Annotated in this window: 14 protein-coding genes; 7 read left to right on the top strand and 7 right to left on the bottom strand. The window is 67.5% G+C overall.

The window, feature by feature from the left end; all coding sequences use genetic code 11:
- Positions 1 to 7: 7 nt before the first annotated feature.
- Positions 8 to 508: a winged helix-turn-helix transcriptional regulator gene (locus ACW175_RS19400; protein ID WP_492101611.1), complete on the top strand. Its 501-nt coding sequence runs from the start codon at positions 8 to 10 to the stop codon at positions 506 to 508.
- Between the two features lie 71 nt (positions 509 to 579).
- On the top strand, positions 580 to 1,956 hold the full coding sequence (locus ACW175_RS19395; protein ID WP_492101610.1) for a M20/M25/M40 family metallo-hydrolase: 1,377 nt from the start codon (positions 580 to 582) through the stop codon (positions 1,954 to 1,956).
- On the opposite strand, the gene ACW175_RS19390 is transcribed toward ACW175_RS19395, so the two are convergent.
- Both ACW175_RS19390 and ACW175_RS19385 read right to left on the bottom strand, forming a co-directional pair.
- The gene (locus tag ACW175_RS19390) at positions 1,953 to 2,222 is read right to left on the bottom strand and encodes a GNAT family N-acetyltransferase (protein ID WP_492101609.1); all 270 of its coding nucleotides are present in this window, start codon (positions 2,220 to 2,222) and stop codon (positions 1,953 to 1,955) included. The two genes, ACW175_RS19395 and ACW175_RS19390, sit on opposite strands and share 4 nt — an antisense overlap.
- A gap of 53 nt (positions 2,223 to 2,275) precedes the next feature.
- Complete coding sequence (locus ACW175_RS19385; RefSeq protein ID WP_492101608.1) at positions 2,276 to 3,463, bottom strand: acetyl-CoA C-acyltransferase; 1,188 nt, start codon at positions 3,461 to 3,463, stop codon at positions 2,276 to 2,278.
- 235 nt (positions 3,464 to 3,698) lie between these two features.
- Between ACW175_RS19385 and ACW175_RS19380 the strand changes: the two genes are divergently transcribed.
- On the top strand, positions 3,699 to 4,199 hold the full coding sequence (locus ACW175_RS19380) for a winged helix-turn-helix transcriptional regulator (protein ID WP_492101607.1): 501 nt from the start codon (positions 3,699 to 3,701) through the stop codon (positions 4,197 to 4,199).
- A gap of 5 nt (positions 4,200 to 4,204) precedes the next feature.
- Here ACW175_RS19380 and ACW175_RS19375 read toward each other — a convergent pair whose 3' ends face one another.
- Positions 4,205 to 4,531, bottom strand: coding sequence for a DUF2200 domain-containing protein (locus ACW175_RS19375; protein ID WP_492105004.1), 327 nt, complete (start codon positions 4,529 to 4,531; stop codon positions 4,205 to 4,207).
- A gap of 169 nt (positions 4,532 to 4,700) precedes the next feature.
- Here ACW175_RS19375 and ACW175_RS19370 point away from each other — a divergent pair, with 169 nt between their 5' ends.
- On the top strand, positions 4,701 to 5,012 hold the full coding sequence (locus ACW175_RS19370; protein ID WP_099580748.1) for a hypothetical protein: 312 nt from the start codon (positions 4,701 to 4,703) through the stop codon (positions 5,010 to 5,012).
- A 104-nt stretch (positions 5,013 to 5,116) separates the two neighbouring features.
- On the opposite strand, the gene mnmA is transcribed toward ACW175_RS19370, so the two are convergent.
- Genes mnmA through ACW175_RS19350 form a run of 4 tightly spaced genes read right to left on the bottom strand, consistent with a single transcriptional unit; the run spans position 5,117 to position 9,549 of the window.
- Entirely contained in the window at positions 5,117 to 6,337 is a 1,221-nt protein-coding gene (gene mnmA / locus ACW175_RS19365; protein WP_492101606.1) for a tRNA 2-thiouridine(34) synthase MnmA, read from the bottom strand.
- Positions 6,338 to 6,391: 54 nt separating this feature from the next.
- Positions 6,392 to 7,315 (bottom strand): flagellin, encoded by a 924-nt coding sequence (locus ACW175_RS19360; RefSeq protein ID WP_492101605.1) that lies wholly within the window; start codon positions 7,313 to 7,315, stop codon positions 6,392 to 6,394.
- Positions 7,316 to 7,318: 3 nt separating this feature from the next.
- Entirely contained in the window at positions 7,319 to 9,430 is a 2,112-nt protein-coding gene (gene flgK, locus ACW175_RS19355; protein ID WP_492101604.1) for a flagellar hook-associated protein FlgK, read from the bottom strand.
- Positions 9,421 to 9,549 carry a hypothetical protein gene (locus ACW175_RS19350; protein ID WP_492101603.1) on the bottom strand — a complete coding sequence of 43 codons (129 nt, stop codon included), beginning with the start codon at positions 9,547 to 9,549 and terminating at the stop codon, positions 9,421 to 9,423. The genes flgK and ACW175_RS19350 overlap by 10 nt, the downstream gene beginning before the upstream one ends.
- 285 nt (positions 9,550 to 9,834) lie before the next feature.
- Between ACW175_RS19350 and ACW175_RS19345 the strand changes: the two genes are divergently transcribed.
- The 3 genes from ACW175_RS19345 to flgE all read left to right on the top strand — a co-directional run bounded on the left by ACW175_RS19345 (position 9,835) and on the right by flgE (position 14,296).
- Positions 9,835 to 11,670 carry a flagellar hook-length control protein FliK gene (locus ACW175_RS19345; RefSeq protein WP_492101602.1) on the top strand — a complete coding sequence of 612 codons (1,836 nt, stop codon included), beginning with the start codon at positions 9,835 to 9,837 and terminating at the stop codon, positions 11,668 to 11,670.
- 14 nt (positions 11,671 to 11,684) lie between these two features.
- Positions 11,685 to 12,404, top strand: coding sequence for a flagellar hook assembly protein FlgD (locus ACW175_RS19340; RefSeq protein WP_492101601.1), 720 nt, complete (start codon positions 11,685 to 11,687; stop codon positions 12,402 to 12,404).
- Positions 12,405 to 12,532: 128 nt separating this feature from the next.
- Positions 12,533 to 14,296 carry a flagellar hook protein FlgE gene (flgE, locus tag ACW175_RS19335; RefSeq protein ID WP_492101600.1) on the top strand — a complete coding sequence of 588 codons (1,764 nt, stop codon included), beginning with the start codon at positions 12,533 to 12,535 and terminating at the stop codon, positions 14,294 to 14,296.
- The last annotated feature ends 113 nt before the right edge of the window (positions 14,297 to 14,409 follow it).

Below are 14,409 nucleotides of genomic sequence, written 5' to 3'. Positions count from 1 at the left end.
CTTTTGCATGAGCAAATCGGAACGTCTTCCCACTCAATGTCCGGTCGGCCGCACGCTGGAGCGGGTGGGCGACCATTGGACCCTGCTGATCTTGCGCGACGCGGTTCAGGGGCTGACCCGCTTCGACCAGTTCGAGAAGAGCCTGGGTGTGGCGCCGAACATTCTGACGAAACGGTTGGCCGGGCTTGTCGAAAACAAACTTCTTGAGAAGCGCGCCTATAGTGAGCGGCCGCCACGCTACGAATATCTGCTGACGGACCTGGGCCGCGACTTCGGGTCGGTGCTGACGGCCATGCTGGCCTTCGGCAACCGCCACTTCGCCATCGAGGGCGTGGCCGGCCAACTGGTCGACCTCGAGACGGGCCTGGCGGCGGAACCGATCATGGTCGACCGGATCAGCGGCAAGCCGATCACGGAGGCCAACTTCGCCTACACGCCCGGTCCCGCCGCCGGCCCCGAGGTGCTGGACCGCGTGGCCTTCATGGCGGAGCGACGGGCCAAGGGCTGAAAAGGGCTTGCGCCGGACGAACTTGGCCGGAAACGTGCGCGCCTCGAATTCGCGCTGCTTCCGGAGCTCCGATGCGCCTGTCTCTCATCCTCGCCGCTAGCCTGATGGCCGCGGGCGTCGCCCGTGCGGAAACGCCTGCGCCGACCACCGACCAGCCTCTGCTGCGCACCATCGCCGCCGATGTCGATCCCAAGGCGCTGGAGAGCACGATCCGCTCGCTCGTCGGCTTCGGCACCCGCCATACCCTGTCGGACACCAAGTCTGACAAGCGCGGCATCGGCGCGGCCCGCCGCTGGACCAAGGCCCGCTTCGAGGCGATCTCCAAGGACTGCGGCGGCTGCCTGACGATCGAGACGCCCAGCCAGGTGTTCACCGGCAAGCGCGTCCCGAGCCCGACCGAGGTCATGGACGTCCTGGCCATCCAGAAGGGAACCAGCGATCCGAACCGGGTGATCATCATCGCCGGCCATATCGACAGCCGCGTCACCGACGTCATGGACTTCACCAGCGACGCGCCGGGCGCCAATGACGACGGTTCGGGCACGGCGGCGGTGATCGAGGCGGCGCGGGTGCTTTCCAAGCACAGGTTCCCGGCCACCCTGGTGTTCGCTGTGCTGTCGGGCGAGGAGCAGGGCCTCTACGGCGGCAAGGTGCTGGCCGACTACGCCAAGGCTCAGGGCTGGAAGGTCGAGGCCGACCTCAACAACGACATCGTCGGCAACAGCCGCGGCCAGAGCGGGGTGATGGACAACACCCACGTCCGCGTCTTCTCCGAAGGCACCAAGGCGGTCGAGACGCCGGAGCAAGCCAATGGCCGCCGCTACAACGGCGGTGAGGTCGACAGCCCGTCGCGCAACATCGCCCGGTTCCTGGACGGCCTGGCCGACCGCTACCTGACCAATTTCGACGTGATGATGGTCTATCGCACCGACCGCTACGGCCGGGGCGGGGACCAGGTTCCCGTGCTGGAGGCCGGCTATCCGGCGGTGCGCGTCACCGAGGCGGTCGAGAACTACGACCGCCAGCACCAGAACCTGCGCACCGAGAACGGCAAGCCCTATGGCGACGTGATCGAGGGCGTGGACTTCAATTATCTGGCCCAGGTCACCCGTCTGAACACCATCGCCATGGCCAGCCTGGCCTCGGCCCCGACGCCGCCGACGGACGTCAAGATCGCCGGCGCGGTCAGTCCCGACACCAAGGTCTCGTGGGCGCCGACGCCGGGCTCGGCCGGGCATCGGGTGTGGTGGCGCGGCACGACCGATCCGACCTGGCGCTTCAGCCGCTGGGTTCCGGACGCGGCGACCACCACCACGCTGAAAGACGTGGTGATCGATGACTTTTTCTTCGGGGTCTCGTCGGTCAGCGCCGACGGCTGGGAGAGCCCGGTCGTGTTCCCGGGACCCGCGGGCAGCTTCGAGAGCCCGCCGCCCGCGCCCAAGCCTTAGGCGATCAGATCCGGATCGTTTCGCTTCAACCACGCCGCCGCGTAGGAGCATAGCGGCGTGATCCGCATACCCTCGGCGCGCGCCGTCTCGGCGACCTTGGTCATCAGCCGTCCGGCCGCGCCGGTTCCGCGCAGCGCCGGATCGGCCTCGACGTGCGGGATCACCAGCCGGTGGCCGGCCCGCTGATAGTCGGCGACGGCCAGCAGGCCGTCGACCTCCAGCTCGTAGCGGCTGAGTTCGGGGTTATGGCGGAAGGTGTCGGTCATGCGATTTCCAACGCGTGATCCTCCCCCGCGTTGCGGGGGAGGAGTCGCCGAACTCAGACCAGCTCGATCGCCATCGCCGTGGCTTCGCCGCCGCCGATGCACAGGCTGGCCAGACCCTTGGTCTTGCCGCGCGCCTGCAAGGCGCTGATCAGGGTGCACAGGATCCGCGCGCCCGAGGCGCCGATCGGGTGGCCCAGGGCGCAGGCGCCGCCATTGACGTTCAGCTTGTCCGGATCGAAGCCGAGTTCCTGCTGGGCGACCATCGGCACCACGGCGAAGGCCTCGTTGATCTCGAACAGGTCGACGTCCTCGACGGTCCAGCCGGCTTTCTTCAGCGCCTTCCGCATGGCCGGGACCGGAGCGGTGGCGAACAGGGACGGCTCGTGGGCGTGGGCGGCGTGGCTGACCACGCGGGCCAGGATCGGCAGGCCCAGGTCCTTGGCGACGCTCTGCCGGGTCATGACCAGGGCGGCGGCGCCGTCGCTGATCGAGGAGCTGTTGGCCGCCGTGACGCCGCCGTCGCGGCTGAAGGCCGGGCGCAGGGTCGGGATCTTCGCCGGATCGGCCTTGACCGGCTGCTCGTCGGTGTCGACCACCTCGGTCCCCTTGCGGCTGACGACGGTGACCGGGGTGATCTCGGCCTTGAAGGCCCCGCTCTCGACGGCGGCCTTGGCCTTCATCAGGCCCTTGGTGGCGTAGTCGTCCATGGCCTCGCGGGTGAACTGGTACTGGGCCGCCGTGTCCTCGGCGAAGGCGCCCATCAGTTTGCCGGGGGTGTAGGCGTCCTCCAGCCCGTCCAGATACATGCTGTCCCACAGCTGGTCGTGTCCGATGCGGGCCCCGCCGCGGTGCTTGGACATCAGGTAGGGCGCGCCGGTCATGCTCTCCATGCCGCCGGCCACGACGACGTCGACCGAGCCGGCCTTAAGGGCGTCATGAGCCATGATCGCGGCCTGCATGCCGCTGCCGCACATCTTGTTGACCGTGGTCGCCTCGACCGAGAGGGGGAGGCCCGCGCCCAGAGCCGCCTGGCGGGCCGGCGCCTGGCCGAGGCCGGCCGGCAGCACGCAGCCCATGAAGATCTGCTCGACCTTGTCACCCGCGACGCCAGCCCGCGCGATGGCCGCCTTGACCGCCGTCGCGCCCAGCTCGGTAGCCTTCACCCCGCCCAGGGCGCCCTGGAAGCCGCCCATCGGCGTGCGGGCGTAGGCGACGATGACGACGGGATCGGACGCGGACATGGTTTAGCTCCCTGAAGACGTATTTGAGGCGAGATAGGCCCTCATCGCCTGATCATGCGCAAGTGGGTTGCGAGGATGCGAAGGGAAAGGGGCGAGGCGCTGTCGACCAAGATCGCCGCGCCTCGCCAGTCGTGCAATAACCGAGAGAGTCGATTGCGATAAAAAACCTACTATGGTTCATATTCAAACGCAACGCTCTCTTGCTTTCCCTCGCGGAACGTCTCAACTTCACGAAATGGGCCGCACTGCTGACTATACGAACGAACGATGCTCGGTCGCCGCCACGCTGGAAGTGGTGGGCGATCCGTGGACTCTGCTGATCCTGCGCGACGCCTTCGCCGGGGTGAAACGCTTCGAGCAGTGGCAGGAACGGCTGGGCGTGGCCCGCAACGTCCTGGCGGCGCGGCTGAAGACCCTGGTCGCCCACGGCGTCATGGAAACCCGCCGCTATTCCGAGCGTCCGCCGCGCCATGAATACTGGCTGACCCACAAGGGCCTGGCCCTGTCACCGGTGCTGCTGACCATGGCCGAGTGGGGCGATCGTCACATCTATGGCCGCGACAAGTCTCCGAACATGTTCCGCCACAAGACATGCGGCTGCGCCTTCCATCCGGTCCTGGCCTGTGAGGCCTGTGGCGATGTCGTGCAGCTCCGCGACCTGGAGCGGACGTCGCAGGAGGACTCGCTGCTGACGGTTGGCGAGGCGCTCGAGGCTTCCAAGATCGCGGCGGAATAGTCCCCTTAGCCGCGCAGGATCTTCTCCATCGCCTTGCCCTTGGCCAGCTCGTCGACCAGCTTGTCCAGGTAGCGGATCTCGCGCATCAGCGGCTCGGCCACGTCCTCGACGCGCACGCCGCACACCACGCCCTTGATCTCGGCGCGGGCGGGATTCATGGCGGGCGCCTGCGCGAAGAAGGTTTCGAAGTCTGTCCTGTTGGCCAGCTGAGCCTCCAACGCGTCTGGCGTGAAGCCGGTGAGCCAGAGGATGATCTGGTCGACCTCGGCGCGCGTGCGGCCCTTCCTCTCGGCCTTGGCGACATAGGCTGGATACACGCTGGCGAAGGCCATTCCGTAGATTCGGTGGTTGGTCGTCACGGTCCGGTCCACCCCCAATTTCATCCGCCCGCGGTCATTCACCATTTTTGGAAATGATTAACCGCGAACCTTAGCCATTCTTTGGCGTCTGCCTGCGTAAAACAGTCACATCAGATTTGAACGCCGCAAGGGGCAGCTAACCATGAAATTCTCGATCGCGATCGCCGCGGGTATCGCCGGCAGCTTCTTCGTCGCTCAGGCCGCTTCGGCCGCTGGCGGCTTCGAAGACCAGATGGGCCGTTGCCTGCAGCAGTTCGCGAACACCCGCGACGCCGCCCAGGTGATGCTGGAATGCACCGCCGACGCCGGCAAGCTGTCGGACTGCAAGGTCGTCGACAACAGCGCCGCCGGCAAGGGCTTCGACAAGGCCGCCATGTGCATCGCCGAAAAGCTGCCGATGGGCGCCAAGACCGGCTCGGTGAAGGTTCCCTTCCGCTTCCCGGGCGGCGCGTAAGCACCGCTTCGTCAGCTTGACGCACAACGCCCCCGTCGGTTCGCCGGCGGGGGTTTTTCGTATTGGGACCTAAGGCAAGGCTTTCGGTGGAAGCCGGGCCGCGATCAGGCTTCGGCGAGATCCATCGTCTGGGTCGTCCCCGCGATGAAGCCGCCGCCCAGCACGCGCTCGGGATCGGCCGGATCGTACAGAACGCAGGCCTGACCGGGGGCCACGCCTTCCTCGGCGCCGTCGAATACGACCGAGACCTCTCCATCGCGGATCGCCAGGCGACCGGCTACGGGCTCACGGGTCGAGCGGACGCGGGCCAGTACCGGCTGGCCATCCTGCGCCGCCGCTTCCAGGCTGTCCTGGCCGCCCAGCCAGCTGCCTTCCTTGAGCGTGAGGGCGGCGGTCAGCAGAGCCTCGCGCGGGCCGACGATGACCTGGCGCTTGTCGGCGTCGATCTTCACCACGAACAGCGGGTCGCCGACGGCGATGTTCAGGCCCCGGCGCTGGCCGATGGTGTAGCGGGTCACGCCCTCGTGGCGGCCCAGCACGCGGCCGTCCAGGTGCACGACGTCGCCCGCTTCCGCGCCGTGCGGGCGGATGCGGTCGATAACCGTGGTGTACTTGCCCTCGGGGACGAAGCAGATGTCCTGGCTGTCGGGCTTGTCGGCGATGGCGAGGCCCAGGCCGGCGGCGACGGCGCGCACGGTCGGCTTGTCCATGCCGCCCAGGGGGAAGCGCAGGAAGTCCAGCTGGTCGCGCGTGGTGGCGAACAGGAAATAGCTCTGGTCCTTGGCCGGGTCGGCGGCGCGGCGCAGCTGCGGGCGGTTTGCTCCACCGGCGAACGCACGCTGCACGTAGTGGCCGGTGGCCATGGCTTCGGCGCCCAGGTCGCGGGCCACGTCCAGCAGGTCGCGGAACTTGACCGTCTGGTTGCAGCGCACGCACGGGATCGGCGTCTCGCCCCGCAGATAGGCGTCGGCGAAGTCCTCGATGACCTGCTCGCGGAAGCGGCTTTCATAGTCGAGCACATAGTGCGGGATGCCGATGCGCTCGGCGGCCATGCGGGCGTCCAGTATGTCCTGGCCGGCGCAGCAGGCGCCCTTCTTGGTGATCGCCGCGCCGTGGTCGTAGAGCTGCAGGGTGACGCCGACCACGTCATAGCCGGCGCGAGCCAGCAGGGCCGCGGTGACCGTGGAGTCCACGCCGCCGGACATGGCCGCTACGATCCGAGTCCCCCCCGGCAGGCCGACGGCCGCGCGCACCTGCTCGACCGCGCGCGCGATGAGCGTGTCGGCGTCGTTAGGGGCGGTCGGGGTCGGCAAGTCGGCGTTCATCGCCGCCATATAGCGGTTGATGGCCAGTTTTGCGAGGTTGGCGCGGGGCCGCTCCTACTTCAGCACGTTCAGCAGCGACGAGGCTTGCAGGCTGGTGAACACCTGGGCCGAGGCCTGGACGGCCAGCTTGGCGGCTTCCAGTCGGGTGACGGCATCGGCCATGTCGACGTCGGTTATGCCGCCGACCATGCCCGTCAGGGTGTCAGCCTGGTTCGAAAGGTCGGTGGTCGCCGCCTCGAAGCGCTTCTGGGTCACGCCGTTCTTGCCCTGTAGGTCGACCACGCCCGATTGGGCGGTGTCGAACGTGCTCAGCAGGCCGGTCAGGAACTGGACCTGGGTGTCGTCCAGCTTGCCGGTGAAGTCGCCATTGGCGTCGACATAGGCCTGCACCTGCTTGAAGGCGTCGAACACGTTGGCGCCGATCGCGTCGCCCAGCACGCCGGTCTTGACGTTGGTCTGCTCGTCGATGCGGTTGGTGGTGATGTACTGGTCGTTGTGGAACAGGTCGGCGGTGGTCGGTGCGGTGGTCAGGTCGGCCATGGTGGTAGCCGAGGTGGTGGCCGTGTCTGTCTTGGCGCCGGAGAAGACGTAGAGCCCGTTCGACTTGGTGTTCAGGCCCTGGACCACATCACCGAAGGCCGCGCGCATCTGCTGCATCAGGGTGGTGGCGCTGCCGGCGGCGAGGGCGTTGGCGATGGCCGCGCGCGCGCTCCCGGTGGCGTCGGCGACGCGGCCCAGGCCCGTGTCCTGCATCTCCAGCCGGTTGCCGACCTGCTTGGACTGGTCGAGCAGGCCGTTGATCCGGTTCTGGGTCCCCCGCATCGCGGTCAGGATTTCGGCGTTCTTGGCGTAGCCCTTCAGGTCGTTGGCGACCTTCTGGCTGGACACCTGGGCGCCCACGTCATTCTGGCGGATCTGCGCCTTCATGAGGTTGGACGTCATGATGTTGTAGTTCTGAACGGTCGAGACGCGGGTCATGGCTTACCCCAGAAGTCCGGTGAGTACTTCATACATGTCCTTGGTCGCTTGAATCAGGCGGGCCGAGGCGTTGAAGGCTTGCTGATAGGTGGTCAGGTTGATCAGTTCTTCGTCGAGGTTCACGCCCTCTTCCGACTGCCGCTGGCTGTTGACCTCGCTGGACACCGCGTCGGCGGCGTCCTTGCGGCTGGCGGCGGTGGCGGACTTGCGGGCGATCGCGCCGCTGAAGTCGGAAGCGTAGCGGTTGACGCTCATATTGACGGCGCCGGCGTCGCCAGCGGCCGAGAAGCCGGCGGTGACGTCGCCGGCCTTGGCCAGGGCCAGGGCGCCGCGGCCGTCACCGATGGCGAGGGCGGCGTTGCCGCCGACAGCCTGGGTCAGGTCCAACTGGGCCAGGGGCAGCAGCTTCGGGTTCTCGTTCATCGCCGGGCTGACGAAGAACTTTTCGCCCCGCGTGCTGCGCTCGGCCGGGCCGATGCCGAATAGCTGGCTGACCGAGGGCCCACCGAGACCGCGCTCGGTGGTGTCGGCCTGGACCGACATTGTCACCGGCGTGACCCCGTTGGACGCGAAGCTGATCTGGCCCTTGGTGTTCAGCGTGAACTGGCCGTAGAGGCCTACGCCCGAGGCGCGGGAGTTCAGGGCGTCCAGCATGTCCTGCATGGTGCCGCCGACGGGCGGGTCGACGACGATGTCGCGGATGCGACCGCCCTCGACGTCGGTCAGGCGGATGGTCATCGAGCCCGAGGTGAAGCCGTTCGGGTCGGCGGCGGTCAGGCCCGTCTCGTAGGGGGAATAGCCGTTGGTGCGGATGATGTCGTTCAGGCCGAAATAGTGGCTGAAGCCCTTGCCGGCCTTGCTCGACGGGTTGGTCGCATCATCCTGGATGGCCACGCCCAGGCCGCCGTTCCCGGTCAGGGTCATGGCCCCGCCCGAGAATCCGGCCGCGCCCATGCCGCCCATCGCGGTGTTCAGCTGGGCCATGAAGTCGGACGGGTTGAAGGTGGGGCCCGCCGCGCCGTTGACGCTCATCGTGCCGGCGTCGAAGTCGATGTCGATCCGGCGCTGGATGACGCCGCTGCTGTCCGTCAGGGCGATCGTGGTCTTGCCGGTGAAGCCGGTCAGGGCCGCGGTGTCGTCCAGGCCGGTGTTGCGGCCGGTCATGCTGGTCGGGGCGGGCACGGACGAGGCGGCGTTGGCGGCGCGGTTGATCTCCTCGGCCGCGCGCGAGGTGAACTCGCCCAACTGGTCGGACAGACTGACCAGCTCGGTGTTGCGCACGTCCAGCAGGCCCTTGATCTCGCCGCTGGAGATGTTCATCGGCGTGGGCTGCACCGAGCCGCTGGCCAGCTGCACGGTCAGGTAGCCGGTGGCGGTGGCCGAGGTCTGGTAGGTCAGCTTGGCCGCGCCGTCGCCGGCCAGGGACAGGCCTTCCGTCGAGCGGACATACAGCCCGCCCAACTGCCGGGGCGTGACCTGGACGTTCATCAGCTTGGATAGTTCGTCGACCAAACTGCTCTGGACGTTCTCGGCTCCGGTGGCGTCGGCCCCGGCCACCTTGGCGCGGGTGATGTCGGTGTTGAGGCCGTCGATCTGGCTCAAGAGGTCGTTGACGCGGTCGACATCGGCGGAGATGCGCGTGTCGGCGTCCTTGCCCAGCTTGGAGAGCGACGAGGTGATGCGGCTCGATTCACTGAGGAAGTCGTCCACCCGCGTGAGCGCCTGGGTGCGCAGCAGAGAAGAGGACGGATCGTCCTGCGCCGACGAGAAGGCCGAGAAGATGTCGTCCAGGGTCGAGAAGAAGCTGGTGTCGCCGCTGGGGTCGCCGAACAGTTGCTGGGCGCGGTTCAGCGTGTCGTCCACCACCGAGGTGCGTCCGCTGTCCGAGGCGGCGTTCAGGCTGGCCGACTGCAGGAAGCGATCGGTCGCGCGCTTGATGGCGTCGATGCTGACGCCCACGCCCATGCCGTTGGACAGCAGGTTCGACTGGGAGATCGTCTTGCGGACGTAGCCCGTGGTGTTGACGTTGGCGATGTTGTCCGAGGTGACGCGCAGACCCGTCTGCGCGGCCATCATGCCGGACGTCGCCGTGTTCATGATCGCATTCAGCGACATGCGGTAACCCCCACAAGCTCGGCAAACCGCGCAACGCACGACGCGTCGTTGCCCGGCGAAACTTGCCGGGTCGCGGAAGGAATCGTGTTCCTGATATTTGCCAAGCTATTGAAATTCATTGCGAAAAGTTCCGGTGGTCGGAAGTTCGACGAGGGATCATGCGCAAGGACGGCGCCAACTGGCCCCGCGACGGGGCGACGCGGCAACTCCCGTCCCTTTCGACCGGGCGGGCTCGGCAAAAAGCGCCGCACGGAGAACGATTTTGCTTCGTAAACAAGCCATTAAAGCCAAATAAAACAGATACTTGATGCGGCTTTGGCGAGTTGGCCCGACCGTTGCGTAAGGGAGGCCGGACAAAGGCGCGTTCGTCATGGACCGCCGTCCCAACCGAGCAACGACTGCGAATGACCGCGATCGCCGCACCCACCGCCGCTCTTCCCGCCGCGCCGACCCCGGTGGTGAGCGCCAAGGCGTCGAACGACGGCTTCGACGCCCTGCTGGCCATCGCCGGCAAGAGCGACGAGGCGCCCGCGCCGCGTGCTCCGTCGCGGACGGAATCGAAGAGCGACGCTCGCGACGACAAGAACGACGCCAAATACGATGGACGCGACGCCAAGGCGGCCGACAAGCCGGCCAAGACGGATAGCAAGACCGACGCCAAGCGCGCGGACCGCGCCGACAAGGCGGATGACGCCAAGGCCGCTCAAGACGCCAAGCGGGCCGACGTCGCCGACGCCAAGGCCGATGCGAAGGCGTCGGACAAGGCCGACGCCAGCCAGGACGCCAAGGGCGACGCCGTCGCCGACAAGGCTTCGGATAAGGCTTCGGACAAGGCTTCGGACAAGGACGCCGACCAGGCGGCCGCCGCCGACGCCGCGGCCCAGGCCGCCGCCACCTTGATCGCCGCCATGACCGCCCCGGTCCAGGCTCCGATCAAGGTTGAAGCCGCCGCCGACGCTCAACCCGTCGCGGACACGACGGCGACCGTCGCTGACCAGGCCGCCGACTTCGCCGCCGCCGTGCGGACCGCCCAGGCGGGGCCGGTCGCCGCCCAGCCGGCCGCCGCGGAAGCCGCTCAGCCCGTCCAGGCGCCGCAACAGCCGGTCGCCGCCCAGGCCCAGACGACCGCGCCGGTCGCCGCCGCGCCGGAAGGCCAGGTCGTCGACGCGGCCGCCCTCGAGGCGCTGGCCGCCCTGGCCGGCGACGCCGCGACCCCGGCCTCGACCGACGACCCGACCGCGCCCAAGGCCGCCGTGGCCAACGCCGCCGACGCGACCAAGACCGCCGAAGCCCCGAAGGCCGCCGTCGCCCAACCGGCCACGCCGGCCCCCGCCGTTCAGGTCGCCGCGCAACTCGTCGAAGCGCCGGTCGTCGAGGTCGCGCCGGTCGTCGCCGAAACCGTCACCGCCGACGCCGCCGACGCGGCCCCGGACGTCGCCGCCGAGGCCGCCGCGCCCGAAGCCGCCCAGACCGCGACCAAGACCGCCGAGCCCCAGAAGACCGCGACGTCGCCGCTGGCCGCCCAGGCCAAGGTCGCCGACGCTGTCGCCGTCGAGACCGCCCAGGCCGTGACCGCCGTCGCCGCCGGCTCGGCTGGCGGTGAGACGACCAACGACACTAAGGGCTCCGAGAAGGCCGCCGCGACGATCGCTTCGGTCGAGGCGCCGGCCGCCGCCGCCGCGGCTGTCGACACCAACGCCATGGCCGTCCAGGCTCCGGTCGCCCAGGCTCAGGCCGCCAGCGCCTCGGCCTCGGTCGCCGCGCCGGCCCCGGTGCGCGGCTCGCCCGAGACCGTCGCGGCCTTGTCGGCCGAGATCCTCAAGCGCGCCGACAAGGCCACCCGTTTCGACGTCACCCTGACCCCGGACAACCTGGGCAAGGTCGACGTGCGCATCGAGATCGGCCGCGACGGCGCAATGACCGCCTCGATGAAGTTCGACACCCTCCATGCCGCGCAGGAATTGCGCGGCAAGGCCAACGAACTGCGCCAGGCCCTGAACGACGCCGGCTTCAACGTCGCCGACAACGGTCTGTCGTTCGACGTCTCCAGCCAGAACAACGGCCAGAGTTCCAACCCCTTCCTCGCCTTCCAGGACTTCGGCGACCAGGGACAGCGCGCCTTCTCGGGTCGCGCTTTCCAGGCCGCCCTGACCGGCGAGGAAGACATCGCCATCACCCCCGCTGACCTGCTGCCCGGCCTGAAAACGGTCGCTGACAGCGGTCTCGACATCCGCATCTAAGGAAGGACCGAGCCATGGCTGACGCCATCTCGTCTCAGAACACCTCTTCGGTCCTGAACAAGATCAACAACTCGCGGACGTCGCTCGCCAACAACGAGCAGACGTTCCTGAAGCTGCTGACCACGCAGCTGAAGAACCAGGATCCGCTGTCGCCGACCGACACGACCCAGATGACCAGCCAGATCACCCAGATGACGGGGGTCGAGCAGCAACTGGTCACCAATGACCTGTTGGCCGCCCTGGTCGGCATGAACACCGGCACCAACCTGTCGGAAGGCGTGTCGATGATCGGCAAGCAGGTTACCGCCACGAGCGACAGCTCGACGCTGACGGGGGGCAAGGCCACTTTCTCTTGGAGCCAGCCGGGCGCCTCGACCTCGATGTCGATCGACGTCAAGAACGCCGCCGGCAAGGTGGTCCGCACCTTGAAGCCCGACGACCAGAAGAGCGGCGACCACACCATCACCTGGGACGGCAAGGACGACAGCGGGGCCCAGCTGGCGGACGGCGGCGTCTACACGATCGCCGTCACCGCCAAGGGCGCGGACGGCAAGGACATCAAGGCCACGAACGTCAAGGGCCGCACCGAAGGCGTGGTCACGGCGGTCGACAACTCCACCGGCCAGCCGCAGGTCATCATCAACGGCAAGGCGGTCCCCATCGACAACGTCATCGGCATCACCGCCGTCGCCGCCAACACCGACACCAAGACCGACACGGCAGCGGCCGCCTAAGGCCGGACTACCCTTCGAACGGGCGTCAGAAAGACGCCGACGCGGTCCCCGGAAGACGGTCTTCCCCCGGACCCAAACGCAAACAGCGCTGAACCCTTCGAACCCCATTCAGAAGTAGGAATTCAGTCATGAGCATCAACAGCGCCATGCTCGCCGGCGTCTCCGGCCTGATCGCCAACTCGTCGGCCCTGGCCGCGATCTCGGACAACATCGCCAACGTCAACACCGTCGGCTACAAGCGCTCCAGCGCCAACTTCTCGACCCTGGTGACCTCGGGCTCGAAGAACCAGGCCTACAGCGCCGGCGGCGTGAAGGCCCAGACCCACCAGTATGTCAGCCAGCAGGGCCTGACCCAGTCGACGACCTCGAACCTCGACCTGTCGATCTCGGGCGCGGGCTTCTTCGTCACCACCGAGAAGCCGGAGAACCTGACGGCGACCGACACCCGCTCGTTCACCCGCGCCGGTTCGTTCCAGCTGGACAACCTGGGCTATCTGCGCAACGACGCCGGCCTGTACCTGCAAGGCTGGCTGGCCGATCCGGTCAGCGGCATGATCACGCCCGACCCGTCGGACCTGATGCAGCTGTCGTCGATCAATGTCGGCAGCGTCGGCGGCACCGCCGAGAAGACGACCCGCGTCGGCATCAACGCCAACCTGCGCTCGGAACAGCCGGTCGCCGCCGCCGTCTCGTACAAGGTCGGCACCGCCGGCTCGCCGTCGAAGACCAACGTCCAGGACTCCAACCTGGTCAACCACAACTTCGACGTCGTCTACAGCTCGACGGGCGTCGCCAATCCGGCTGCCTCGGGCGACAACGAATACCTGGTCGACATCAAGGAAAACGGCGTGATCGTCGCCAGCGGCAAGGTCGGCTACGACAACACAGGCGCGCTGGTCAGCTCGACCATCGATTACAAGGGCGCCGCCACCCCCGCCGGCAACGTGACGGACACCGCGATCAACGCGGCGGGCGACAAGGTCAACCTGGTGGATCTGGGTCTGGCCACGGACGCCGACGTCAAGCTGGGCAAGCTGTACGATCCGTCGACCTGGTCGATGTCGGACTACGCCCTGGACAACACCAAAGGCGTCAAGCCGGACTTCGAGATTCAGGTCCCGCTATCGGACTCCAAGGGCGGCCAGCGCACGGTCACCCTGTCGCTGCTGAAGGGCCCGGGCCCCAACGAGTGGTATGCCGAGCTGCGCGCCAAGCCGGGCGATCTGGCCAACAACGCCAACGGCCTGATCAGCTCGGGCATGGTGAAGTTCACCACCGACGGCAAGCTGCAGAGCACGGGCAACCTGTTCGGCGGCACCAACCCGACCTCGATCTCGGTCCAGGCCTCGGGCACCCCGCTGGTCGTGCAGCCGGCCCCGCCGGCCGCGCAGCTGCCGCAGCCGCCGATCTGGGCCGACAGCCTGGGTATCGACACCCAGGATGTCCAGATCGACCTGGCCAACGCCGCCGGCGGCCTGACCCAGTACAACAGCCAGTCGGTCGTCCAGTCAGTGAACACCAACGGTACGGCCTTTGGTAACCTGACCAACATCGAAGTCGACGACGACGGCTATGTCTCGGCCATCTTCGACAACGGCGTCACCCGCCGTATCGCCCAGGTCGCCGTCGCCACCTTCAGCAACCCGAACGGTCTGAAGGGTGTCAACGGCAACGCTTATCGCGTCACCAACGAAAGCGGCACCTACAGCCTCAAGGCTCCGGGCTCGGGCGGGGCCGGCGCGCTGGCCCCGTCGACGCTGGAAGCTTCGACGGTCGATCTGTCTACTGAGTTCACGGGCCTGATCACCACGCAACGCGCCTACTCGGCGTCGTCGAAAATCATCACGACCGCCGATCAGATGCTGGAAGAACTCTTGAATATTAAGCGCTGATCATAGGGATTAACGCTCTTTAATTCTTGTGTTTCACATCGAGACACTACGGACTGCTAAAGGAGCCACCCTGTTCAGGCCTTCTTTACTATTGGGATTAAGCCGATGTTATT

Source organism: Caulobacter sp. FV1ye6ST (genome assembly GCF_058681225.1).
The sequence above is the reverse complement of the archived record's forward strand: the minus strand, read 5'-3'. Positions and strand labels throughout refer to the sequence as shown.